Raw genomic sequence first — 23,508 nt, 5'->3', positions numbered from 1 at the left:
ACAATATATGAAGAATTAAACGTATTATTCATGACCAACAGGAAAGTTCACTAAAAATTATCCAGTTATAATTTCCAATGTGAGGAGAATACGATGATTAATAAAGCTGAAATTTTAATGCACCCAGTAAGAATAAAGATTACCCAAGCTTTAATGAGAAATAGGGAAAATGGTTTAACACCATTAGAAATGTTAAAAATCATTAAAGATGTACCCCAAGCAACATTATATAGACATATACAGGTTCTTTTGGATTCAGGGGTCATTCGCATAGTAAAAGAAAAAAAAGTGAGGTCCGTTTCCGAAAAATACTACGTTTTAAATGAAGAAGAAGCACGACTTAGCGGGGAAGAATGGAAAAAATCCTCTAATGAAAAAAAGGTGAACTATTTTTCTTATTATCAATTATCCCTTATGACCCAATATCAAAACTATCTTACTAAATTGGAAGAAAGAGACTGCGCAGAAGATGGTTCAACCTTTTCCCTTTTAGAACTAAAGCTTGATGATGAAAGCTTCCTTAACTTCCAAAATGAATTGAACGATCTAATGTTAAAATACTACAAAGCAACGAATCAAAGTGCGAAACAAGACTCTCCTATTCGAACAATCGGCGTTACAATTATTCCAGAATCATAAAAATGAAAAGGCTGTTCCAAAACCTTGGACTCAAAAACGAATATTATACAAATAACCGTTAGGAAACATATCTATATATTCACCAACCAGTCAGGTTGCAGTCCGTGTTTTGAAACAGCCCAATAATTCCATAATGGGCTTACCACCCGTTATGGGACATGACTAAAAGTGATGCACCCGCAATCAGCAGTTCCCCAATGTTTCCTTGATACTGCTGTATACTTCGTCCCACAGGTGTTTTTCTTCAGCAAAAGCCGCAGTTATCTTTTTAATAACTGCTTTTTGCTCTGCCTCGAAACGTTCATCATCCTTGGCAGGCAGGTCAGACCTTAACTCCATTACGAACTCTTGTACCTTTGGTGCACGAGGTCCCCAAACAGCTTTTTCTTCACCATCCTTATCAATGAATATAAAAATGGGAATCGAACGCGCTGTTCCATTCGTTAAATATTGATCCATCAGTTCAAGATTTTGATCTCGTAAAATCATGCGAGTTTCGATATTTGCCGCTTCAGATATATTCAGCAGAATAGGAATATTCATCATCGCGTCCCCGCACCAGTCTTCAGTAATGACAATAACTCGAAGTTCCTTCTTCTTTAATACATCAAAAAAGTCTTGGTCCTCTGCAGAAGTGGAAAAACCTTGCTGGATCGATTGTAAGTTTTCTTTATGAACTTTCATCGAAGATACAAATTCTTGAGCAGGAATCCCCTTTTCAAACCATTCATTCAGTGTCGTCATCGTATTTCTCCTAACTATTCTTTAAATTAAAAGTACCATAAACCACTTATTATTTCATTGTTTCCATCCCGAAAAATAAAATGACAAATTGGTAAATTAAATCCATGTTTTCTTTTCCGTGTAAAGGGAAAACTATACTTACATTCAATAGCTTACTAACTATTTTATATTGATAGAAACATTGTTTTCTAGTTTAGGAGATGAAATTTTGTGGAAGGCTTTCTCTTTGCGCTACTCCCTGCATTGACATGGGGCAGCTTAGTGCTTGTTTCCGAAAAACTCGGAGGCAACTCTTATAATCAAACACTTGGCATTACAATCGGTTCATTACTGTTCGCCATCATGATGACTTTCATCAATCCGCCGGAATGGAGCAGTCTAGTGTGGATTGTCGGCATCATTTCCGGGATAGGCTGGGCATTCGGGCAGTTATTTCAATTCAATAGCGTCAAGGAAATCGGGGTATCGAAAACCGTTCCAATCTCAACAGGACTGCAAATTCTAGGAAATACATTTTTTGCGGTCATCATTTTCAGGGAATGGAATGACAAGATGACAATCATCATCGGCATTGTTGCAATCATCTGTTTGATTACAGGTGTCTTGCTGACAAGCTATGGCGATGGTGATAACAAAAAAGAAGGAAGCATGAAAAAAGGGATTTTTTACCTTGCCATTTCTACTGTGGGTTATGTTACATATGTCATCGTCGTCAGATGGAATGAGGTTGACGGATGGTCGGCGATCCTGCCGCAAGCAATTGGCATGTTCCTGGCTGCCTTGCTCCTTTCCATCAAACATAAACCGTTTAATAAGTATGCCGGACGGAATATCCTTACCGGAATGATGTGGGCTGTCGGTAATATCGGTCTCCTGCTCGCTAATCCTAAAGTAGGCGTGGCCATAGCATTCTCATTTTCCCAAATGGGAATCGTCATTTCCACTTTAGGCGGCATCTTTCTTTTAGGAGAGAAAAAATCCCAAAAGCAAATGGCCTTTGTCATCATCGGGTGTGTACTCGTAATTGCTGGCGGAATCATGATTGGCTTTACAAAAGAATAGTCAAAGGAGAGCTGAACGATGTATGAAGATTTAGAGAAAAAAGTGGTCGTGATCACTGGCGCGGCAAAAGGATTAGGAAAAGCCATGGCCGAAAGGTTCGGTAAAGAAAAAGCACATGTCGTATTAAATTATCACACTGAAAATGGTGACCATAAGGAAATCATCAAAACGATTGAAGCAGCAGGCGGGAAAGCCGCAGCCATTCAAGGTGACGTTTCAAAGGAAGCGGATGTGAAGAAATTGCTTTCTTTCGCTGTGGACACCTTTGGTACAATCGACATCATGATCAACAATGCTGGTATTGAAAATGAAGTGCCCAGCGAAAAATTGACTCTTGAAGATTGGCAGAAAGTCATCGATGTAAATCTAACGGGGATGTTCCTGGCAAGCAGGGAAGCAATCAGTTATATGCTCGATCATGGCATTAAGGGCAATATCATTAACATGTCTTCCGTTCATGACCGGATACCTTGGCCTCATTTTGTCCACTATGCAGCAAGTAAGGGCGGAGTCAAGATGATGACAGAAACCCTTGCACTAGAATATGCTCCTAAAGGGATCCGCATTAATAATATTTCACCTGGTGCAATCGACACACCCATCAATGCCGAAAAATTCAATGACCCGAAAGCTAAACAAGAAGTAATCAACCTGATACCGATGGGATACATCGGAAAACCGGAACAAATTGCCGCTTGTGCCGCTTGGCTTGCTTCCGCCGAATCGAGCTATGTAACGGGAATGACCTTATATGCTGATGGCGGAATGACCAAATATCCAGGTTTCCAAGCAGGAAAAGGCTGAACTTAACTTGTTAGTTTTAGTAGCGATTGATATTTAGGAGAAAAGAATTTGAGGGACTAGGATTTCTCCTATGTCCCTCATTCCTTTTTACTCCCATTATATATGACTTTAATGATTCTAATGAAAATGCGAGATATTCCTTATTCCAAATAATTTGATATTTCTTCATTAGCAAAGCGATTTTTTGGATTCTTTAATCCAAGGTGATCACGGAGAGTGTCTCCTTCATAGTCCAAACGGAACAAACCCCTCTCCTGTAAAATTGGAACAACCTTCTCGACAAAATCCTCTAAGTCGCCTGGTAACAATGGAAATTGAAGCATAAAGCCATCTGCTGCTTTTTCAGTAAACCATGCCTCCATTTCATCAGCTACTTGAGTTGGTGTACCGACAAATCTATCTCGTCTGGCAGGACTGAAAAATCTCGCATATAATTCACCCACTTTTATGTCTTCTTCACCAATAATTTTCTTCATTTCATTAAAGTTACTTTGTATGCTATTTACTAATGGAAATTCAACATCCTTCGCTGGTGTATCTAAAGAATATTTTGAAAAATCCACGTTGCCCATATAACCGGAAACGAATTTCAAACTCTCATTAGGGTCGACGAGACTTTGGAGTTTATTGTATTTTTGAATGGCTATTTCCTCGGTTTCTCCGATAATAGGGGAAATGCCGTGAAGGATGTGGAGCTCTTCCACGCTTCTTCCAAAATCCAATAAAGACGTTTTTAATTCTTGATAATATCGTTTGGATTCTTCAATGTTATCCCAATGTGTGAAAACGACTTCGGCTGTTCGAGCGGCTAATCGCTGCCCTGGTATAGACGCACCCGCTTGAATGATAACCGGCTGCCCCTGCGCCGAACGTGCGATATTCAATGGACCTTTTACCGAAAAATAGTTGCCTTTATACCGAAGCTCATGCACTTTATCAGGATCAAAAAATTGTCCCGTTTCTTTGTTATGCACAAACGCATCATCTTCCCACGAATCCCATAATCCTTGGACAACGTCGATGAACTCCTCTGCTCGTTCATAACGATGATCGTGCGCCAAATGTTTATCACGACTGAAATTCAAGGCCGTCTCTCCGGTCGCATCAGCTGTAGTAACAACATTCCATCCCACCCGTCCGCCGCTTATATGGTCAACAGAAGCAAATTGGCGAGCGAGTACATATGGTTCACTATACGTTGTAGAAGCTGTCGCCCCAATGCCGATTTTTTCTGTCGCTGCAGCTAATGCTGTAATTAGTACAATCGGATCAAATCGATTAAGTATCTGAGGATGCGATTCATGATTAATGGCCAAACTATCTGCCACAAAGGCAAGGTCAAATTTCCCTTTTTCTGCAATTTTCGAGAGTCTTTGCAAGGCTTTCACATCAATACTTGCATTGGGATTTGATGCCGGATGCCGCCACGACGCAACATGCATACCTGTTCCAATCAGATAAGCAGCTAACTTCATCTGTCTGTCTTGAGCCATTTCTAATCTCTCCTTTCTTATTTATTAGAATAAATCTCCTTATAACTGCTCAATTCTTTCAAGGTAATGAATGTTGGAATATAGTTTCCATTGTAAGTCTCTTCAATAAATTTAGCCGTTTTCTCTGATTGATAGAGATCAACTAATTTTCGGTAAATTTCATTGTCTTGATCTTCACTCCTAGCCGCTATGATATTAATATAAGGCTTTGCAGTACTGCTTTCATAAATAAGAGCATCTTTTAAATTTAGTCCCGCTTCTACCGCAACTCCATTATTAATCACCGAACCAGCTGTATCTTCCATCACACGCGGGGCACTGGCACCATCGACAGGAACAATTTTGATTTTCTTCGGATTTTCCTTTATTTTGTCCTGTCCGCCATTCCCGTCAAAGTCATCCACAACCTCTAAGAGTTTTGCTTCTTGTAATAGCAATAAAGCCCTTCCCCAGTTAGCTTGGTCATTGGGCACAGCAATTTGTGCACCATTTGGGATCTCTTCCACCGATTTATATTTGCTTGAATACAAACCGAGAGGAGCAATAATTGTAGTCCCAATTGGAACGATGTCTGTATTATTGTTCGCATTAAATGAATCTAAATAGGCAACATGTTGAAAGGCGTTGATATCAATATCCCCTTCTGCCAGCGCTTCGTTCGGATCATATGCCGAAGAGAAATTAACAAGTTCAATTTCCACCCCTTCTTTTTCAGCCTGTTCCTTTAAAAATTCCCATGTTCGAAGTTCAGAGTTTCTAATCCCTACCTTCACTTTCTGTTTCCCTCCTGCATTCGTTGAATCACTTGAGCAACCTGCCAATAACACCCCCAAGATAAGCAGTATAGGTAAAATGCATTTTTTCATCATTCATTCCACTCTCCCTTTGTACACTACCGCCACTACACTCTTCTAATTTTCCGTTCGAATATATTTCCTAAACTTTGTACTCCCTGAACAACAATTACTAGAATTACAACGGTGACGAATATCGTAATAGTACTAAAGCGTTGATAGCCATAAGTTATCGCTACATCTCCAAGTCCACCGCCACCTATAGCTCCTGCCATGGCTGTAGCGCCCACTAAACCAATTGTTGCAGTTGTTATACTTAGAATTAATGACGCAAAAGCCTCAGGCATTAAAAACCTGAAAATAATTTGTATCGGCGTTGCTCCCATGGCTTTCGCGGCTTCAATAATGCCTTCATCCACTTCCAATAGCGAATTCTCCACAAGTCTTGAGATATATGGGCCAATATGAAGCACGAGTGGCACAATAGCTGCTGTTGTACCAATCGACGTACCAACCATTAGTCTTGTAAATGGAATAATCGCCACTAGCAAGATAATAAACGGAATCGATCGGAAGATATTCACAATCGGATTCACGATAGAAAAAATAAATCTATTTTCATAAATATGACCTTTTCTTGTTACAACCAATAAAATGCCTAAGAATATTCCAATGATGCTTCCAAAAAAAAGTGAAATACTAACCATGTACAGCGTTTCCCACAAGGCGTTTAAAATGAGCTCTTTGCTTACTTCCATCCTTCGTAACCTCCTTCACTTTGACATTTTGATTCTTTATAAACTGTAATGCCCGATCAATTTCATCTTCATTTCCTATTATTTCAACAATCAAATTACCAAATGGGATGCCTTGTAACTCAGTAATATTGCCGAACAGAACGTTTATTTCCACATTAAACCTCTTCGCTGTTTTTGAAACGATAGGCTGCCCAGAGCTCAATCCCAAAAAATCAATTTTAAAAATTCGACTAAAATAGGCATCCTCATTGAGCAATCCATATACACTTGATGGCACTTCATCGCGAACAACCGATCGAATGAAGTTACGTGTTGTTTCTGTTCGTGGACGGGCAAAAATATCGATCACATTTCCTGATTCAATCACGCTCCCATCCTCCATCACTGCAACCCGATTACAAATTTCTTTAATCACTTCCATTTCGTGCGTGATAATTAGAATGGTAATTTTATATTCTTCATTTATCCGTTTCAACAGATTCAGGATTGATTTTGTTGTTTGTGGATCCAATGCCGATGTTGCTTCATCGCATAATAAAATCGAAGGGTTTGTAGCCAAAGCACGGGCAATCCCGACACGCTGCTTTTGTCCACCTGAAAGTTGATTTGGATAGTTCATTGCTTTGTCTTCTAGACCAACAAAACGGAGAATCTCATTAACTCGTTCTTCAATCTCTTTTTTCTTTTTTTTACCTAACAATAATGGCATCGCCACATTATCAAAGACTGTTTTGGAATTAAGTAAATTAAAATGCTGAAAAATCATGCCAATATTTTTCTTAGCTTGACGCAAATCTTTTTCAGACATCTTGGCAAGGTCTTTTCCTTCTACAATCACTTCACCTGAAGTAGGATATTCAAGTAGATTGACCGTTCGGATGAGTGTACTTTTTCCGGCTCCACTAAAACCGATAACCCCGAATATATCCCCTTTTTCAACGGTTATATTAATCTCCTTTAATGCTTCAACTTTCTTCTCTCCGCCATCAAAAACTTTTGAAACCCGACGAAATTCTATCAAAGTGGCCACCTCCTCTTATTAACTAGCTTGGTATAGACACCCCTTAAAACGCGGGCACGACGGCTCCTTCATATTGATCAAGAATAAATTCTTTGACCTTTTCCGTCGTTAATGCATTCGCAAGCTTTTGGATCGCTTTATCGTCCTTATTGTCTGGACGAGCAACTAAAATGTTTACATATGGTGAATCCTTCCCTTCAATTATCAGTGCATCATCGAGAGGTTTTAACCGTCCTTCCAGAGCATAGTTTGTGTTAATGGCCGATGCTTCCACATCATCTAGCGAGTGAACTAAAAGAGGGGAATCGACTGGAATGAATTCTATTTTTTTATCATTTTTTGTAATGTCCTCAATCGTATAATCCCCTGACTTGGAAGCATCCAACTCAATGATATTATTTGCCGCAAAAAGCTGTAACGACCGCGAAAAGTTTACTGGATCTTTCGGTACGGCTACTTTCGCTCCGTCTGACAATTCACCTATAGACTTAATTTTTTTGGAATAGACACCAAATGGTTCAATATGTACACCCTTCACATTGACCAAATTCAAACCACTATCTTTATTTACTTGCTCTAAGTAAGGGGTATGTTGGAAGAAGTTTGCATCCAATTCTTTGTCTGCTGTTTGTTGATTCGTTTGAATACCATCCGTAGAAATCACTACATCCAGTTTCACGCCTTGTTTTTCTAAATCCGGTGCGATAAACTCTAAAATTTCTGCATGTGGTATTGTGGCTGCACCAATTTTCAAAGTCACTTCCTCATCCTTGTCTCCTTTACTCTCCGATGATGTTTGCTCATTACTTCCACAAGCTCCTAATACCAGCAATACTACTGTTAAAACCGTAACGGACAGCCATTTAATTTTCTTCAATGTTTCTCGCTCCTTTTTTATCCTTTTATATTGGAAATAACAAATATTTATCAGCTGCTTCATGCCCTCTGGATCTTTTCTATATGTTGGTCTCTTCCCCTAAGAGAAGCGGACTCAACAACTGAAAGGATTGGATCCGTTCTGCTTCTCTTCGAAGCGGTGTATGCAAAATAAATTCATCCACTTGAAAAACTTTCTGAATTTCCTTTAAAGTCCCGTTAACATATCCTGGAGTCCCAGCAATAATACTTGCGTTCTGCTCTTCTATTTCATAAGCTTCATCAGCCTGCTTCTCAAATGACTCAGCCTGCTCACGTGATTGAACTGTCAGCGTCCGGCCACTTTGTAGATGAACTTTAAATAGTTTGTGTTCGCTTGCCAGCTCCTCTGCTTTTTGTTGGGTAGGAGCTGCCACAACCGCTAATGATACGATAAAGCGACCTTCTGGGTACTCGCTTCGGTAAGCAGAAGACGCTTCATACAGCTTGGTATCATCACTATTGATAAATCTGGCGAATACAAAATCCATTCCGAGGTTAGCGGCTAGTTGAGCGCTGTCTGAACTTGCACCAAGCAGAAAGGTTGCTGGCTTTTCAGGCGGTATCGGTGTTGCTTGAATACCAGAGAGCAAGTGAATATCATCGATTGAATTTTCAATTATCTTTTGCAATAAGGCTGCACGTTCCCCAAAATCTTTTCCATCATTCACTGTTCCAAATTGTAACGCCTTTGTTGATAAAGGAAATCCACCTGGTGCTTTACCAATGCCAAGATTTACCCTGCCCGGGGCAAGAGTGGATAAAACATGAAAATTTTCAGCGACTTTATAAGGGCTGTAGTGCTGAAGCATGACACCTCCCGAACCTACACGAATGGTCGTGGTTTTCGATAATAAATAAGAAATTAATACTTCCGGTGAAGACCCAGCAACTTGTTCCATATGATGATGTTCCGATACCCAAAAACGGGTATATCCCCATTCTTCAGCTTTTTGAGCTAGGTTTACGGTTTGCTTAAGTGCATCAACTGCCGATTCCCCAGGAAAAATAGGGCTTTGATCTAATATTCCAAGCTTAAAACTCATATGACTTTCTCTCCAATCATTAATACCAAGTTAACAAATCGAATTAGTTGTTTTTGATGTAATTGAAATTCATCCTAACATTGTAAACAAGCACTTGACAACACCTTATTTGATAGAAAAATTTATTTAATTGATAAAAAAATTCTATTAATTGCTTATGAATTTGGAATGCCTTTGCTTAATAATTAACCATGCTCTCGCCTATCATGGTTTGAGATTTATTCTTCTTACCGCTATCAGAATAGAATTAATCAATGAGAGGGAGAGGAGTCTAAGCTGGAATAAAAAAATGAAGAGTGACTATGTATGGAAGCTAAAGTTGGGAGGAATGTACGCATCATGGATATGCTTTGAAATCAAATTGGACTGAAACCTTAGGAATTACAACAACAAAGGTGCTAGGCACAAAATTGTGTCTGGCACCTTTGTCATGTATATTCACCACTTACCATGGTTATATAATAAATCCTTGGCACTTTCAGATAAAAAATAAGCGGCCTTAATAATGGCATTTTCATCAATAGTAAAAGCTGGATGATGCCAGTCTTCGTTTCCGTTTGTACCAAAAAAGGCAAAGGTACCGGGGATATGTTGAAGGTAATAAGCGAAATCTTCACCACCCATTGAAGGTTCTGGATTGATTACATGCAATGATTGCTGCCGAGCAGACAAGCGGGCCATCTCTGTGACTGCTGGATGATTATGAAGCGCGGGTGGTCCAGGAAACCAACCAATCACAGGTTCCTGTGAAAAAGCGGCGGCGATATGATTCACAATCGAATAAAACTTTTCTTTTACTTCTTCGCGTATCTCAGAACTAAAGGTTCGAATCGTTCCTTCCAATATGACGTCACCCGGAATTACATTCCACGTGTTTCCACCTGTTATTCTCGTAACACTTACCACGGCACTTTCTAAAGGGGATACATTCCGGCTGACGATAGTTTGAAGAGCGGTAATAAGCTGAGCCGCTGCTGCTATTGGATCTTTTCCGTGTTGAGGGATGGCCGCGTGGCTCCCCTTCCCTTGAAGAACAATATGAAAACGGTCTACTGCCGCCATTAACGGACCATCTTTTATCCCAATGGTGCCTACAGGCAAATTGGGTTTATTGTGCAGCCCAATCACAGCCGCTACATCGTCAATTTGACCATCTTTTATCACATGTACCGCTCCGCCGCCTAATTCTTCTGCGGGTTGAAAAAGCAATCGCACTGTCCCGCACAACTCTGATTGATATTCTTTCAAAAGGTAGGCAGCACCTATAACGGCTGCCGTATGAAAATCATGGCCGCAAGCATGCATCACCCCTTTTACTTTCGAAGCAAATGGAAGCCCGGTTCGTTCCTCAATTGGAAGAGCATCAATATCCGCCCTTATGGCTACTGTCGGTCCGGGTCTGCCACCCTTTATATCTGCAAAAACACCTGTTTTCAATCCTGTATGACGGATTTCAATGCCCTCTTCCTCGAGCCACGTTTGTATAGATTTTGTCGTTTCAAATTCTTCATTTGATAATTCCGGATATTGATGTAAATGGCGCCGTATCGATATTAAGCGCTTTTCCAGCTCTCGACTCATACAGTCGCCTCCTTCTATAAATCCAAGCGATAGCATTTTACTAAAATATCCTGATTTTGAAATTCTTTCGTTCGATCCCTTTTAAAGCCAAACCATTCATATAGTTTAATGGCCTTATGCATCTTATCAGTAGAATGTAGATACAAACTGGACGCACCTTGCGATTTTGCATAATTTACACTAGCCTTTAATAATTCCTGAGCGATACCGCGTCCCCTTGATTCGGGATGAACGGCCAACAACCGAATGATTGGTGCAAAAATCCCAAGTTCCGGCTTTTCATATGCTTTTTCAGATGATTGAAAAAGCTGTAATGTGCCAAGGATATCCTGATTGCACCTTGCAACCAACACCTTATCAACATGTGGATTATCCAACGAGGATTCAATATTTTTTAAATATCCTTTCCAAGCTTCCGGGTTCGAATATTCATGTTCATATTGTTGATAACTTTCTACCAATAAGCGGCGCACCGTCTCTTTATCTGCTTTAATCAATTCATCGACTACGATTGTATTAATCATACGTCCTCCCTTGGCCCCTTCCTTTAATTGGCCCTTTCTTCTAAAAACGATACGGAAAAATCTCTTGATATCCGATTTAAAAATTGTCGTGTTCGGTCTTCCTTTGGAGCATTGAAAATTTCCAATGGTGAACCTTCTTCTACAATCACCCCGCCATCCATGAAAAGAACACGATCCGATATCTCTTTAGCAAAACTCATTTCATGGGTTACAATCACCATCGTGATGCCTTCCTGTGCAATTGCTTTTATGACAGAAAGCACCTCCCCAACCAACTCAGGGTCGAGTGCCGACGTTGGCTCGTCAAATAGAATGACCTCCGGATTTAAAGCAAGTGCCCTGGCAATTCCAACACGTTGCTGTTGACCTCCTGACAATTGCGAAGGGAAATGGTCATGCTTATCTCCCAAACCTACTTTTTCCAATAACAGCTCACTTTCCCGTTTCGCCTCAGCTTTCTTATATTTTTTGGTAACAATTAACCCTTCCATTACATTTTCCAAAACAGTTTTATGAGCAAATAAGTTATAATGCTGAAAAACCATTGCCGATTGTCTCCTAAGGGACAAGATTTCCCTTTTCGTCGCCTTCTTGGACTTCACCTGTATATCTCCCACTTGAACGATACCCTCTTCTGGTTTCTCAAGAAAATTCAAGCACCTAAGCAAGGTCGTTTTCCCAGATCCACTTGGTCCTAGAATGGTAACTACTTCTCCCTTGCCTATTTTCAAATTAATCCCTTTTAAAACAGGCTGCTGGTTAAATGATTTTTTTATATCTTTTAAATAAATCATTGTACTCCTCCTCGATTATAGGCAGTGGCCTTTTTCTCAATTAAAAACGAAAGCCCCTCTGCAATGATTGTGAGACCCCAATAAATTAAACCAGCAGCGATAAAAGACTCCAAAAATTTCAAATTGGTGGATGCAACAACATTGGCTGCTCCTGTCATTTCTTTTTGGGATACAATGAAAGCAATGGATGACGTATGCAGAAATCCAATGAAAATATTCGTGAAATTCGGGATGGACTGAGCAATGGCCTGTGGCAAAACAATTCGCGTCATGGCTTGAAACGAATTCATCCCCACGGAATAGGCTGCCTCCATTTGGCCATTGGAGACACTGATAATACCCGATCTGAATATTTCTGATAAATAAGCACCCGCACTCAACGATAAGGCGGTTAAGACAAATAAAATGATCGGAATGGAATTAGATTGTATACCCAAATCAAACTTTTTAGAAATTTGATCGATTAATAATGGAAAACCGAAATAGATGAGCATTATGTGCATGATAATCGGTGTTCCTCTAAAGAAGGAAACATAGCCATTTGCAATTCCACTTAGAAATTTCACTTTATAAATCCTAATCAAGGCAACAGCGAGGCCGATAATAAAACCTGCAAGAAGAGGAAGAATCGTTAAGATAAGTGTGATCGGAAGTGCTCTAATAATCTCCTTAAAAGCAGTCCAAATGAATAATATATCAATCGTCAAGTCCTTCCCTCCTCCCTTTGTTATCCAGTAACAGACACATCTACAGATTGATGCCGATTAATGCGGTTTTCATAAAGTCTGAATATCTTCTCGAACAATAGCACGACTGCATAATAGATAACGGCCAATGAGAGATAGACTTCGAGAGCATGTGCAGTTGCGGCAATCAATGTCTCTCCCCTCCCCATCATATCCATTACGCCAATGGTAAAGGCAAGTGAGGTATCCTTTAAGGATCCGATAATAGAGTTTGCGATATTCGGAAAAGCAATCCGTATGGCCTGAGGAAGCACAATTCTAAAAAAGCTTTGACTATTATTCATTCCAACAGAATAGGCTGCTTCCGTTTGCCCATAATCGACAGCCTTAATCGCTCCCCGGAATATTTCTGCAAAATGTGCCCCATTACTTAATGCATACGTAATAATGACAAAATATAGAGCATCCATTCTTGAAATATCAATATTAATGAATAACAGGATTGCAGGCAGTCCATAAAAAACCAGAAATAATTGTATTAAAATAGGCGTTCCCCGAATGAATGAAATATATAATATGACAAATTGATTCAAGACAGGGATACGAAATACTCTCAGGATGGCTGCCGCTATCCCGATGACCATTCCTAATAAAACGGATACTGCCAGAATTTGCAATGTTACTCCAAGATAATATATTAATGTCGGAATGAAATCGACGATTAATGAAGGATCAAATGCTTTCCCCATGCTTTAGCACCTCCGCGCTTACTACTATCTAATTAAAATCCCACTGAATAGTCTGCGCCCAGCCACTTTTTACTTAGTTCGCTAACTACCCCTTCTTCTTTCAGTTCCACAAGTGCTTCATCAATTCTCTTCTGTAAAGGCGTTTCGTCTTTTCTTAGCAAAAAGTATACTTTTGAATTTAGAAGCGGCTCACCCACAACCTTTTGCTGTGCATCTGCTTGTTTATTTAAGAAGTCGACGGCAAATGGTGTAGTAATGGTAGCATCGGCCCGGCCAGTTTTGATTTGATTCTTCGTATCATCTGCGCCTTGGCCAGAATAGACAATTTCAATACCGGCATTATTTTCTTTATTATACTTTTCAAGAAAAACAGCAGAATTGCTCGTTGCACTCACTATCGCTTTTTTTCCTTTTAAATCTTTAATGGAATGGATATCATTGTTGTCCTGATGAACTGTAACTTGAAGCGGAAAGACATTGTATGGTTCTTTATTAAATAGAAATTTTTCTTCCCGTTCATCATTCACTTCCATTTGATGAGCAACAAAATCTATTTTGTTCGTTTCTAAACTTAATAATAGATTAGAAAATTCCATCGTTTTAAATTCAAATTCATACTCAGGCAGTTTTTCATCGATTTGACGAACCAACTCGACATCATACCCTGTCAGCTTACCATTACTATCCAAAAAGCAAATGTTAGGGAACTGCGTCCCTGTTCCAACAATGATTTTCTGAACTTCTTTATCTTTTGAATCCCCAGATTTTGCTGTACTGGTTGTTTCTTCTGAAGAGCAAGCTCCTAAAAAAGTTAGTAGCAGTGCCATGACAATTAATAACGTTTTCTTCATCTCAATTCCCCCGAATATTTTTAATTACTAACAATTGGTTCTTTATTTTCAATAATGCGATACAGCGTTTCATCTAGAATTTTACGAAGATACACAATTTTTTCTCCATCGTGATCTCGTTCTGCAAAAATCTCATAGCCCCTTCTTTCATAAATGGAAACAAGCCAAGGATGACGTTCAGCTGTCGCCAAATAGACGGCCGGCGCTTTCACCTGTTTCCGAAGTATGTTTTCTTCCACCCAGGTTAACAAAGTCGAGCCAAAACCTTTTTGTTTATAAAGGGGGTCGACTGCAAACCACCAAATGAATGGGTACGGACTGAAATGATCAGGATCATTCCATGGATGACGAACTGTCACGGTAGAAACAATTTGGCCCTCCTCCTCTAAAACATAAGTGAGATTCCGCCTAATATTATTCGTCACTAGCTGCAAATCAGCTGTCGCAGCCAGAAAGTTAATATTCAATTCCCTGATTGGTTCATAAGCCCGAAGTGTGACGTTTAGCACTTCTGGAGCATCGTTTACAGTGGCAAGACGGATTAACTGTGTCATGATTAACTCCCCTTTTCTATAACATATTATTTATACAAGAATAGTCGGATTTATTTTTGCAATCTTTCCTTAATTCAATCAGTCATACTTATAGACATTTAAGCGCGTGATTTTTTTTGTTATTGTACTCGTTTGAGTACTTTTTCAAGATGAGGAATTCCAATTTCCGTAACGCTCTCATATACACTACCTCGCCCAATTTCAATAATGGGCACATACCGAACTCCATATTTGATTTCTAAAATATCTCGCCGATCATCATGATTGGTAACATCCACCGTTTGATAAGCGATCTTCTTTTCTTTTAAGTATTGTTTAACCTCTTCGCAATAGTGACATCCTTGTTTTGACCAAACGACGACAGATAACGCTTCTCCCATTTCTTATTCCTCCTTCAATTTTTAAATTGATTCTTCAATCATTGATTAATGCTTTCTTTCGCATAACGATTTTCCGGGAATGGAAGCCCCAAGTTGCCTCTTAATGTTTCTGCTTCATATTCTGTACGGTATATTCCCCTTTTTTGAAGGATAGGGACCACATCGTCTACAAAGTCACTTAAAGCATTTGGAACACTTGAAGCAAAGATAAATCCGTCCGCCCCCTTCTCTTCAAACCATTGCTGTATCAAACCCGCCACTTTCTCGGGAGTTCCAATAAAAGAAGTCCGGGGTGTAGTCTCTTTAACTGCTACTTGACGGAGCGTTAACTGTTTCTCCTTGGCTTCCTGTTTAATTCGATCAGTTGTACTTCGGAAACTGTTTTTTCCGATGTCTCCGAGATCTGGGAAAGGTGCATCCAGTTCATATTGGGAAAAATCATGATGATCGAAGTATCGTCCTAAATAGTCAAGCGCCTTATCTATAGAAACCAGGTTAGCGAGTTCTTGATATTTGTGCTCCGCTTCTTCCTCAGTTGCACCAATGATTGGCGCGATACCTGGCAGAATAACAATTTCATCAGGATCTCTCCCGAATGCAATAGCCCTGTTTTTCACATCTTGATAAAAAATCTTGGCATCTCCCAAAGTTGGTTGACCTGTAAAGATTGCATCCGCTTCTTTAGCCGCAAGGTTTTTTCCAGCTTCTGATGAACCTGCTTGAAAAACGACTGGTCTCCCCTGTTTTGATCTGGCAATGTTGAGTGGTCCTTGCACGGAAAAAAATTCTCCTTTATGCTTTAATTGATGCATTTTAGAAGGATCAAAAAACTCACCGGACTCTTTATCCCGAGTAAACGCGTCATCCTCCCATGAATCCCAAAGTCCCTTGGTGACTTGTATATATTCTGATGCAATCCGATAGCGTTTGGCATGATCAGGGTGTTCTTCAATCGTTTTGTTATAGTTCAAGGCCGTACTCTCAAGAGGGGTAGTAACAAGGTTCCATCCGCCACGACCTTGACTAATGTGATCAAGTGAAGCAAATTGCCGGGCTACAGTAAATGGCTCACTGTATGAGGTGGAAACTGTTCCGACAAGCCCTATTCTTGATGTAAAAGCAGCGAGTGCGGATAAAATGGTAAGTGGTTCAAATCGATTTAAAAAATGCGGAATTGACTTCTCATTGATAAACAATCCGTCAGCAATGAAAAGTAAATCGAACTTTCCCTCTTCAGCCTTCTGGGCCTGCTCCTTATAAAATTCAAGACTTACACTGGCATCTGCTTGAATGTCTCGATGTCTCCAACCGGATATACTCCCTCCTACTCCATGAATAAGCGCTCCAAATTTTAACTTTCTCTGTTCAGACATCGATACTCCTCCTTTAATTAATCGGCTTATAGCTTCATCCCACATCTCCCCTGATTGCTGAGGCCTTTTTAATTTTGGCTCGTAACGTGTTTCTCTTCAGATAAGGCTAATTGAAGTGGACTCAACAATCGAAAAGATCTGAACCTTTCTGCTTCCTTTAAAATCGGCGAATGTAGGATAAACTCATCTACCCCGTACTTTTCATGTAAATTTGCTAAGACTTCTTTTACATAAGAAGGAGTTCCAGCAATAATATTGGAATCCTGTTCTTCTATTTCGTAAAGCTCCCCAGACTGCTTCCCGAATAACTCTGCTTGCGCTAAGGTTTGGACTGTGACAGAGCGACCGCTTTTGAGATGAACTTTCACAATCTTCTGATCACCTGTTAACTGTTCCGCTTCTTGTTGTGAAGGAGCAGCAATCACTGAAACCGATACCTTAAAGCTACCAGTTGGATAGATACTTTGATAAATGCGTGCAGCATCTTCAAGTACAGTCTCATTACTGTTGATAAATCGAGCAAATACATAAGCTATCCCAAGTTCGGCTGCTAACCTGGCACTATCAGCACTTGCACCAAGCAGAAACATCTTAGGCTTTTCGGAAGGTAGCGGTGTCGCTTGAATGCCTGCAAGCGGGTGAGTTTCATTAACTGAATTCTCAATTATTTCTTGCAGGAAAGATAACCGCTCTTCGAAATCTTTTCCATCATTCACAGTTCCAAACTGTAGCGCCTTCGTTGATAAGGGGAGCCCACCTGGTGCCTTTCCGATGCCAAGATCTACCCGGCCTGGCGAAAGATTCGATAATACGTGAAAGTTTTCCGCCACTTTATATGGACTATAATGCTGAAGCATAACACCTCCGGACCCTACCCGAATCGATTTTGTCTGGGCTAATAAATAAGAAATCAATACTTCCGGGGAGGACCCCGCCAGCTGTTCGGCATGATGATGTTCGGATACCCAGAAACGGGTATAACCCCACTCTTCTGCATGTCTAGCCAGGTAAATGGTTTGCTGCAGTGCATCAAATGCTGAAGCTCCTGGAAATATCGGGCTCTGGTCTAAAATGCCAAGCTTATAACTCATATTCTCTCCTCCGATTTAATTCAAAGTTCACTTATGCGAATAATTATATTTTGACATATCCTATCACCTAAAACATGTTAATGGCAATGGTTTTACTAATAGAAAAAAATATTGTATTGATAGAAAATATCTATCAATTAGATTGTATCTGTAATTGCTGATGGGTTTTCTCAAATTTCTGAATTGATAAAAGAATGTCTTTCCATAATAAAGGGGATTCCATCCCGTGATTTAAATGCGTCAGATAGATGTGCTGCTTTATCTTGATTAAATGTGACACATCCACTTCAATCAAAGTTCCCTGTTCTAACTCTTTTTTAATACATAAGTACGGTAAAAATCCGATACAGCTTCTGCTAAGAATTAGCGACTTCGCCACTTCCAGGTGATCAACCTGAAAATCAATGCGCGGCTCTACATTCGATACTTCAAAAATTTTATGAACGTGGTTCCAGTCAAGCGCACCACACTCAAAAAATACCAACGGCTCCATTGCTAATTCCTGTACTGTTAGCCCAGTTCGAAGTTGAAATGGATGTCCTGGATACACGACTAAACGAATTGAATTATCAAGGGTTTTGTAATTTTGCAGACCACTATGTGTAACATCCTTCATAAAGGCTATATCAACCTGTTTCTGAAGCAATTTTTCCATTAATGCATCATTTGTTGCTGAAATGAATTTAAAGCGTAAATTTGGGTTTTCCTTTTTCCATAGAGGAAGAGCAAATGGAATAAAGTATTGCGATGTAATGATATTAGCCCCTATCGTTATTTCCTCCAGTTCGCTTCCTGTCTTCAACTGCTTTTTCCCCTGGTGAAAGGTACGAATAATTTGATCCGCAAATGGAATGAAGGCTTTCCCTTTTTCGGTTAAAATAATCCCTCTTCCCTGCCTCTCAAATAGTACTGAATCGAGTTCACTCTCAAGCGTCTTAATTCTTGCCGAAACCGTTGGCTGTGATAAAAACATCGCCTCTGCGGCTTTATGAAAACTATTAAGGTGAACAACATACATAAACGCTTCAATATGATCAATATTCATTTAGCCAACTCCTTTTTCCAAAATGAACGCAAAAAGCTCCTGTTCGCTTATCGCGTTCAGGAGCTTTCGGTTATCCAATCAGCTCATCCTCTTATAATAATTCTTTCTCCGATTTTAATCTGATAAAACCAATAAGTAAAGTATAATTTAATTAACTTAACAAAGAATCATTCAAGGGACGCAATCTATTATGCAGATGAAAATTTAAGGATTCTAAGTAAATAAAACGAATAATCCCATTCTCTCTCTGCCCGCTTTTCAGCCCTGAGTGTGTATCTTTTTTTAAAATTTGGATTGAACTTTTCCAAGCTGTCCATCCTGTCAACGTTATATTTTTTTCTCCTTATAAAATAGAAAAGAACGGTCATCCTAATGGAGCAATAATGACATAAGGAGAGGAAACTACATGCCTCAACAACAAATTGATATCAATCAATTAAATCAAGCAAACGTTACTCTTACGCAACTTTACTTTCACAAGCAATTGAAAAATCTTCCTCTGATCCAACTTTGGTACAAGAAGCCATCAAACAAACTGCTCAAGAAATTGCCCAAGCCCAATCTTCCGTAAATCAGGTTTACAATACAGTACAAGCTCAGCAAGCGGAATGATTCTGGGGATTATCTCGATTAATTGATTCAAAACAAGAATAAAGAGGCCTATATCCAAATTCAGGAATAGGCCTTTATATAACGAATGTATTTGGTGAAGCCAAGCTTTTTCAACCCCACTTATTTAATGGCGGTATGCTTTGTGGGAACTTAAACGCATTGTATGGATCATACCTCGTTTTCACTTCCCTAAGCCGTTTGAAATTTTCTCCATAATACGCAGTTGGCCAATCTTTGATTAGAGTATCCGGCCAATTCACATAGTCACCGGTAGTAAATGGTGACAAGGCATGCTTCAGGTCCTTGATCCAACGAATGTTTAGCCGCTCTTCTTCTGGATTGGTCCATGTAGCCTGATACTCCTGGGCGATGATGGCATCCCGATAATAAAAAGCTGTCTCCTTTGGATCTTTAAGGCCCGCCACTCCTCCTAGGGATTGGTGCCAAATGGCTGCATTTTCATTTGGAGCATTTCCTAAAAAATGTTTCATAGTTGCGATTGCTTGCTGTGGAAAAGTTTTTTCAATGAAAGATCCTGACCTCTTTCGATGCGCCGGTTGATTTCCAGCTGGATAATCAAAGAATCTTACGGCTTCAATGTATGGGACTTCCTTTATCATGACATTTATTGGTGAACCGGTTTTTGTCAAAGGCTTTAATAGCTGCTTCAATCTATGTGACGTTCCCACAAATTCACCTTTAGCAAAAATTTCGTTTGCTTCCTTTGCCTTGAATTCTATTTCTGAAGTTAAGCCTTCATCAGCTTGAGTGGCCCAATCCTGCCAGGCTTCAAACACCGCTTCGAAATCTTCCCACTCCCATGTGACGGAGAAAACGGAAACCCTTGATACGGGGGTTACCCTGAAAGTAAGAGAAGTGACTATGCCAAAGTTTCCCCCTCCTCCCCCGCAGCATGCCCAAAATAAATCACTATTGATTTTCCTATTCGCTTTAATGAGTTTGGCTCCCCTCTTTCCACAAGCCCTTACCATTTCTATTTCAAGTAGATTGTCACAAGTAAGTCCAAAGCGCCTCGTTAACATACCTATTCCACCGCCAAGCGTAAGACCTACAACACCAACACTGCTTTCGGTCCCTGCCGGAATCGTCGTGCCATAGTTCCATAACGTATTATATACTCGCCCTAAATCAGCTCCGGCTTCAATTTTTGCGATCATTTTTTCTCGATTGACCTTGATATTGTACATTTCACTAATATCAATGACTAGACCGCCATTCACTAATGAAAAATTTTCATAACTATGCCTGCCGCTCCTAACCCGGAAAGGTGCATGATTTTCCCGGGCCCACTTCAATGAATTCAACACATCATCGGAATTTTGACAAAACACAATGACCTTTGGGAATTTAGAAAAACTTAAGTTATTATTTATCCTGGCACGCTCATACTCAGCATCATTAGGTGTAACGATACGACCGGTAAGCTTTGTTCTTTCCAAAAGATAACCCCTTCCTCGGGTAAATATGTAACATCCTATGAAAAAAACTGGCATGAAGATACAGTCCGCTTGCTGTCCCTCCCTTGTTACGAGGTCAAATTAGCTACACTCGTGAGTTTCGCTGTTTTACTCGTTAAATCAACGTCTTCTCGTGAGTTTCGCTGTTTTACTCGTGAATTCAACAACTTCTCGTGAATTTCGCTATTTTACTCGTGAATTCGACGACTTTACTCGTGAATTTCGCTATTTTACTCGTGAATTCGACGACTTTACTCGTGAGTTTCGCTGTCTTACTCGTGAATTCCACAATTGATCTACAAGGAAAAAAAAGGCCCTTCTCGAATTAGAGAAGGGCTTTTTACTAGAATTTCTTATCCTGAAATCTCATCATCGGATTTAACATCCAATGGTGTTCGTTTATCCATTTTCAGCATGTAATAACTTGCTATTACCAAGGCTAGGAAAACGATCCCGACAACCAAGGAAATCCTTGTACTAGGATTGATCCACATACCTACCAGCACCATCAGTAAAAAGGCTATTGTCGCATAGTTACTGTAAGGGGCCAACGGCATTTTGAACGGATGTTTCTCCATTTTAGCGGCATTTACCTTTCTGAATTTAAGCTCACTGATCAGTAAGACAAACCATGGAATCATCCCAGGCAAAACACTCGCACTGTACACATAAAGGAATACTTGCGGCGGTGCAAGGTAATTCAGGATAACTCCGATGCCCAATCCTAATAGTACAGCGATCGTGCAATATGCCGGAACTCCATTTTTAGATACTTTAGCAAAGACTTTCGGAGCTTGGCCATTCAATGCCAGTGTGTAAAGCATACGACCTGCACTGAAAATCCCACTGTTGCATCCAGACATCGCCGCAGTGATGACCACAAAATTAATGATGCCTGCCGCTGCAGTGATACCTATTTTGGCAAAGGTCGAAACAAACGGACTGCCTAAGTCATCCAGTTGATCCCAAGGGAATACAGTCACGATGACGAAAATGGCACCAATGTAGAAAATTAAAATGCGCCATATAATTGATTGAATCGCTTTTGTTACGGTCTTCGTTGGGTCTTTCGCTTCCCCTGCTGTGATGCCGATAAGCTCAACGCCTTGATAGGAAGCCACGACAAGTGAAAGCGCAAAGAAGAATCCTGTCCAGCCTCCCGTAAAGAAGCCGCCATTTTCCCAAAGATTCGATAATCCAATCGCATCCCCGCCATTCCCTATTCCAAAGAAGATAAGGCCCAGGCCGGCAACGATCATCAATATAATCGTTATGATTTTTATAAGTGCAAACCAGAATTCAAATTCCCCGAAGGATTTAACGGAAATGAGGTTGGCCGCTCCCAAGATGATCATGGCGACCACACCTGGTATCCAGGCCGGTAACTCCGGGAACCAATATTGCATATACAAGCCAACCGCAATGATTTCAGACATTCCGACGATTACCCATTGAAACCAATTGCTCCAAGCAGTCATATAACCTGCCAAAGGATGTATATAGCTGCTCGCAAAGGTTGCAAAAGAACCTGTAGTCGGTTCTAAATAAAGCATCTCACCCATGGAACGCATGATGAAAAATATAAAAATACCTGCAATGGCATAAGCAAGCATTACAGAGGGCCCGGTCCATTTGATCGTGCTCGCAGATCCCATGAATAAGCCGACTCCGATGGTTCCGCCCAAAGCTATCATTTGAATGTGACGTGCTTCCAGCCCTCTCTTTAATTCCTTGTTCGACATGATTAACTCCTCCAGATGCAATATCGGTAATGCTTTTCTATCCTTACCACGAACTTATTAATTATTGCAGTTAGAAATGCTCTATCGAAAAAATACCAATAACACTTCATTTATGTTTTCTTATCTTATAATAGTAAATATTCTGTAAAAATACAATTGTATTTTTGAAATAAACAGTTGCCAATAATATCTTGTTGATTTTTCTAATCTGAAAATATCATTTTAAAAAAATGATGTTCAGTATTTTATTATAGTGATCGTTCATAATGAGTAGAAAACAATCACTTCTGCTTAGACCTTAAGTTAAATACAGACCACTATTAAACTACAGATAATGCCTGTTTCATTTCAAAAAATTTGTTGACCTACCGAAAAATAGATGATAGAATTCCAATATTATTTTATAAGCATAATGAATGATCAAGCAGTGGAAAATCATCACTGGCTGACATTTCTTCACAACCGCATACAAGCAAGCGATGAATGCTATGGATGACACTATAGCAGGAGCAGCTTCTGGAGAGACTGTACAAGATGCAGCGCCGAAGGATTCACAATCTCAGGCAAAAGGACAGAAGAGTAACGAATGATATATTGTTATTCTGAACCCTTTAAGAGATTGGTATTATCCAATCTCTTTTTTTATTGTCCATTTTGTGGTTGGACTAAAAACAACAACTTTAAAACCAATGGGAAAGGCAAGCTGGACGAAAAAATTACGTCCCTCTCTCCAAGACCATGCAGGTAAACTCATTCACTACCAAGACTATAA

25 protein-coding genes and 1 riboswitch are annotated in these 23,508 nt (G+C 39.9%); of the genes, 5 read left to right on the top strand and 20 right to left on the bottom strand.

Translation table 11 applies throughout. The features are described 5' to 3' along the window. The first annotated feature begins 93 nt into the window (after positions 1 to 93). Positions 94 to 639 (top strand): helix-turn-helix domain-containing protein, encoded by a 546-nt coding sequence (locus OTG27_RS13280; protein WP_034305549.1) that lies wholly within the window; start codon positions 94 to 96, stop codon positions 637 to 639. Between the two features lie 183 nt (positions 640 to 822). Here OTG27_RS13280 and OTG27_RS13275 read toward each other — a convergent pair whose 3' ends face one another. Next, positions 823 to 1,383, bottom strand: a complete 561-nt coding sequence (locus OTG27_RS13275; RefSeq protein ID WP_268937177.1) for a thioredoxin family protein — start codon at positions 1,381 to 1,383, stop codon at positions 823 to 825. Between the two features lie 210 nt (positions 1,384 to 1,593). Here OTG27_RS13275 and OTG27_RS13270 point away from each other — a divergent pair, with 210 nt between their 5' ends. Together OTG27_RS13270 and OTG27_RS13265 are read left to right on the top strand one after the other, a co-directional pair. After that, a complete protein-coding gene (locus tag OTG27_RS13270) occupies positions 1,594 to 2,445 on the top strand; it encodes a GRP family sugar transporter (RefSeq protein ID WP_268937176.1) in 852 nt (283 codons plus the stop codon). 18 nt (positions 2,446 to 2,463) lie between these two features. After that, positions 2,464 to 3,249: a glucose-1-dehydrogenase gene (locus tag OTG27_RS13265; protein ID WP_072272388.1), complete on the top strand. Its 786-nt coding sequence runs from the start codon at positions 2,464 to 2,466 to the stop codon at positions 3,247 to 3,249. A gap of 140 nt (positions 3,250 to 3,389) precedes the next feature. Here the strand turns inward: OTG27_RS13265 and OTG27_RS13260 are convergent, their stop codons facing one another. From OTG27_RS13260 to OTG27_RS13180, 17 genes are all read right to left on the bottom strand, one after another. Then, positions 3,390 to 4,742: an LLM class flavin-dependent oxidoreductase gene (locus tag OTG27_RS13260; protein ID WP_268937175.1), complete on the bottom strand. Its 1,353-nt coding sequence runs from the start codon at positions 4,740 to 4,742 to the stop codon at positions 3,390 to 3,392. A 17-nt stretch (positions 4,743 to 4,759) separates the two neighbouring features. Next, positions 4,760 to 5,608, bottom strand: coding sequence for a MetQ/NlpA family ABC transporter substrate-binding protein (locus tag OTG27_RS13255; protein WP_082609436.1), 849 nt, complete (start codon positions 5,606 to 5,608; stop codon positions 4,760 to 4,762). A gap of 35 nt (positions 5,609 to 5,643) precedes the next feature. Further along, positions 5,644 to 6,294, bottom strand: a complete 651-nt coding sequence (locus tag OTG27_RS13250; RefSeq protein WP_057278667.1) for a methionine ABC transporter permease — start codon at positions 6,292 to 6,294, stop codon at positions 5,644 to 5,646. Next, entirely contained in the window at positions 6,236 to 7,315 is a 1,080-nt protein-coding gene (locus OTG27_RS13245; RefSeq protein ID WP_098187112.1) for a methionine ABC transporter ATP-binding protein, read from the bottom strand. The genes OTG27_RS13250 and OTG27_RS13245 overlap by 59 nt, the downstream gene beginning before the upstream one ends. Before the next feature lie 43 nt (positions 7,316 to 7,358). Next, positions 7,359 to 8,192 carry a MetQ/NlpA family ABC transporter substrate-binding protein gene (locus tag OTG27_RS13240; RefSeq protein ID WP_268937174.1) on the bottom strand — a complete coding sequence of 278 codons (834 nt, stop codon included), beginning with the start codon at positions 8,190 to 8,192 and terminating at the stop codon, positions 7,359 to 7,361. 79 nt (positions 8,193 to 8,271) lie between these two features. Next, positions 8,272 to 9,276 (bottom strand): LLM class flavin-dependent oxidoreductase, encoded by a 1,005-nt coding sequence (locus OTG27_RS13235; protein WP_268937173.1) that lies wholly within the window; start codon positions 9,274 to 9,276, stop codon positions 8,272 to 8,274. A 438-nt stretch (positions 9,277 to 9,714) separates the two neighbouring features. Next, positions 9,715 to 10,857, bottom strand: coding sequence for an amidohydrolase (locus OTG27_RS13230; protein ID WP_034305569.1), 1,143 nt, complete (start codon positions 10,855 to 10,857; stop codon positions 9,715 to 9,717). A 14-nt stretch (positions 10,858 to 10,871) separates the two neighbouring features. Next, a complete protein-coding gene (locus tag OTG27_RS13225) occupies positions 10,872 to 11,381 on the bottom strand; it encodes a GNAT family N-acetyltransferase (protein ID WP_268937172.1) in 510 nt (169 codons plus the stop codon). A 23-nt stretch (positions 11,382 to 11,404) separates the two neighbouring features. After that, entirely contained in the window at positions 11,405 to 12,175 is a 771-nt protein-coding gene (locus OTG27_RS13220; RefSeq protein ID WP_034305572.1) for an amino acid ABC transporter ATP-binding protein, read from the bottom strand. Beyond that, positions 12,172 to 12,882 carry an amino acid ABC transporter permease gene (locus OTG27_RS13215; RefSeq protein WP_268937171.1) on the bottom strand — a complete coding sequence of 237 codons (711 nt, stop codon included), beginning with the start codon at positions 12,880 to 12,882 and terminating at the stop codon, positions 12,172 to 12,174. Before OTG27_RS13215 ends, OTG27_RS13220 begins: the two co-directional genes overlap by 4 nt. A gap of 20 nt (positions 12,883 to 12,902) precedes the next feature. Continuing rightward, positions 12,903 to 13,610, bottom strand: coding sequence for an amino acid ABC transporter permease (locus OTG27_RS13210; protein WP_268937170.1), 708 nt, complete (start codon positions 13,608 to 13,610; stop codon positions 12,903 to 12,905). A gap of 32 nt (positions 13,611 to 13,642) precedes the next feature. Then, positions 13,643 to 14,461 carry an amino acid ABC transporter substrate-binding protein gene (locus OTG27_RS13205; protein WP_057278661.1) on the bottom strand — a complete coding sequence of 273 codons (819 nt, stop codon included), beginning with the start codon at positions 14,459 to 14,461 and terminating at the stop codon, positions 13,643 to 13,645. A 20-nt stretch (positions 14,462 to 14,481) separates the two neighbouring features. After that, entirely contained in the window at positions 14,482 to 15,015 is a 534-nt protein-coding gene (locus tag OTG27_RS13200; protein ID WP_268937169.1) for a GNAT family N-acetyltransferase, read from the bottom strand. 119 nt (positions 15,016 to 15,134) lie between these two features. Further along, positions 15,135 to 15,395 (bottom strand): glutaredoxin family protein, encoded by a 261-nt coding sequence (locus OTG27_RS13195; protein ID WP_098187108.1) that lies wholly within the window; start codon positions 15,393 to 15,395, stop codon positions 15,135 to 15,137. Positions 15,396 to 15,433: 38 nt separating this feature from the next. Then, a complete protein-coding gene (locus OTG27_RS13190) occupies positions 15,434 to 16,768 on the bottom strand; it encodes an LLM class flavin-dependent oxidoreductase (RefSeq protein ID WP_268937168.1) in 1,335 nt (444 codons plus the stop codon). A gap of 68 nt (positions 16,769 to 16,836) precedes the next feature. Further along, positions 16,837 to 17,859: an LLM class flavin-dependent oxidoreductase gene (locus tag OTG27_RS13185; protein WP_268937167.1), complete on the bottom strand. Its 1,023-nt coding sequence runs from the start codon at positions 17,857 to 17,859 to the stop codon at positions 16,837 to 16,839. Between the two features lie 133 nt (positions 17,860 to 17,992). Beyond that, complete coding sequence (locus tag OTG27_RS13180) at positions 17,993 to 18,904, bottom strand: LysR family transcriptional regulator (protein WP_106028092.1); 912 nt, start codon at positions 18,902 to 18,904, stop codon at positions 17,993 to 17,995. Between the two features lie 406 nt (positions 18,905 to 19,310). Between OTG27_RS13180 and OTG27_RS13175 the strand changes: the two genes are divergently transcribed. Continuing rightward, positions 19,311 to 19,475 carry a hypothetical protein gene (locus OTG27_RS13175; protein ID WP_268937166.1) on the top strand — a complete coding sequence of 55 codons (165 nt, stop codon included), beginning with the start codon at positions 19,311 to 19,313 and terminating at the stop codon, positions 19,473 to 19,475. Between the two features lie 151 nt (positions 19,476 to 19,626). On the opposite strand, the gene OTG27_RS13170 is transcribed toward OTG27_RS13175, so the two are convergent. Further along, on the bottom strand, positions 19,627 to 20,976 hold the full coding sequence (locus tag OTG27_RS13170) for an FAD-binding oxidoreductase (protein ID WP_268937165.1): 1,350 nt from the start codon (positions 20,974 to 20,976) through the stop codon (positions 19,627 to 19,629). A gap of 172 nt (positions 20,977 to 21,148) precedes the next feature. Between OTG27_RS13170 and OTG27_RS13165 the strand changes: the two genes are divergently transcribed. Continuing rightward, the gene (locus tag OTG27_RS13165; RefSeq protein ID WP_268937164.1) at positions 21,149 to 21,289 is read left to right on the top strand and encodes a hypothetical protein; all 141 of its coding nucleotides are present in this window, start codon (positions 21,149 to 21,151) and stop codon (positions 21,287 to 21,289) included. A gap of 58 nt (positions 21,290 to 21,347) precedes the next feature. Here the strand turns inward: OTG27_RS13165 and OTG27_RS13160 are convergent, their stop codons facing one another. After that, positions 21,348 to 22,736, bottom strand: a complete 1,389-nt coding sequence (locus OTG27_RS13160) for an amino acid permease (protein ID WP_268937163.1) — start codon at positions 22,734 to 22,736, stop codon at positions 21,348 to 21,350. A 506-nt stretch (positions 22,737 to 23,242) separates the two neighbouring features. Next, a riboswitch (glycine riboswitch) is annotated at positions 23,243 to 23,321 on the top strand. Positions 23,322 to 23,508: the final 187 nt, after the last annotated feature.

It is taken from the genome of Peribacillus sp. AS_2 (genome assembly GCF_026891895.1).
Classification (GTDB): domain Bacteria; phylum Bacillota; class Bacilli; order Bacillales; family DSM-1321; genus Peribacillus; species Peribacillus frigoritolerans.
This window is presented reverse-complemented; position numbering and strand designations above follow the sequence as displayed.

Coding starts and splice junctions, on each gene's coding strand:
- OTG27_RS13280 (WP_034305549.1), top strand. CDS start 94: ATGATTAATAAAGCTGAAATTTTAATGCACCCAGTAAGAATAAAGATT.
- OTG27_RS13275 (WP_268937177.1), bottom strand. CDS start 1,383: ATGACGACACTGAATGAATGGTTTGAAAAGGGGATTCCTGCTCAAGAA.
- OTG27_RS13265 (WP_072272388.1), top strand. CDS start 2,464: ATGTATGAAGATTTAGAGAAAAAAGTGGTCGTGATCACTGGCGCGGCA.
- OTG27_RS13260 (WP_268937175.1), bottom strand. CDS start 4,742: ATGGCTCAAGACAGACAGATGAAGTTAGCTGCTTATCTGATTGGAACA.
- OTG27_RS13255 (WP_082609436.1), bottom strand. CDS start 5,608: ATGAAAAAATGCATTTTACCTATACTGCTTATCTTGGGGGTGTTATTG.
- OTG27_RS13250 (WP_057278667.1), bottom strand. CDS start 6,294: ATGGAAGTAAGCAAAGAGCTCATTTTAAACGCCTTGTGGGAAACGCTG.
- OTG27_RS13235 (WP_268937173.1), bottom strand. CDS start 9,276: ATGAGTTTTAAGCTTGGAATATTAGATCAAAGCCCTATTTTTCCTGGG.
- OTG27_RS13230 (WP_034305569.1), bottom strand. CDS start 10,857: ATGAGTCGAGAGCTGGAAAAGCGCTTAATATCGATACGGCGCCATTTA.
- OTG27_RS13225 (WP_268937172.1), bottom strand. CDS start 11,381: ATGATTAATACAATCGTAGTCGATGAATTGATTAAAGCAGATAAAGAG.
- OTG27_RS13220 (WP_034305572.1), bottom strand. CDS start 12,175: ATGATTTATTTAAAAGATATAAAAAAATCATTTAACCAGCAGCCTGTT.
- OTG27_RS13210 (WP_268937170.1), bottom strand. CDS start 13,610: ATGGGGAAAGCATTTGATCCTTCATTAATCGTCGATTTCATTCCGACA.
- OTG27_RS13205 (WP_057278661.1), bottom strand. CDS start 14,461: ATGAAGAAAACGTTATTAATTGTCATGGCACTGCTACTAACTTTTTTA.
- OTG27_RS13200 (WP_268937169.1), bottom strand. CDS start 15,015: ATGACACAGTTAATCCGTCTTGCCACTGTAAACGATGCTCCAGAAGTG.
- OTG27_RS13195 (WP_098187108.1), bottom strand. CDS start 15,395: ATGGGAGAAGCGTTATCTGTCGTCGTTTGGTCAAAACAAGGATGTCAC.
- OTG27_RS13190 (WP_268937168.1), bottom strand. CDS start 16,768: ATGTCTGAACAGAGAAAGTTAAAATTTGGAGCGCTTATTCATGGAGTA.
- OTG27_RS13185 (WP_268937167.1), bottom strand. CDS start 17,859: ATGAGTTATAAGCTTGGCATTTTAGACCAGAGCCCGATATTTCCAGGA.
- OTG27_RS13180 (WP_106028092.1), bottom strand. CDS start 18,904: ATGAATATTGATCATATTGAAGCGTTTATGTATGTTGTTCACCTTAAT.
- OTG27_RS13175 (WP_268937166.1), top strand. CDS start 19,311: ATGCCTCAACAACAAATTGATATCAATCAATTAAATCAAGCAAACGTT.
- OTG27_RS13160 (WP_268937163.1), bottom strand. CDS start 22,736: ATGTCGAACAAGGAATTAAAGAGAGGGCTGGAAGCACGTCACATTCAA.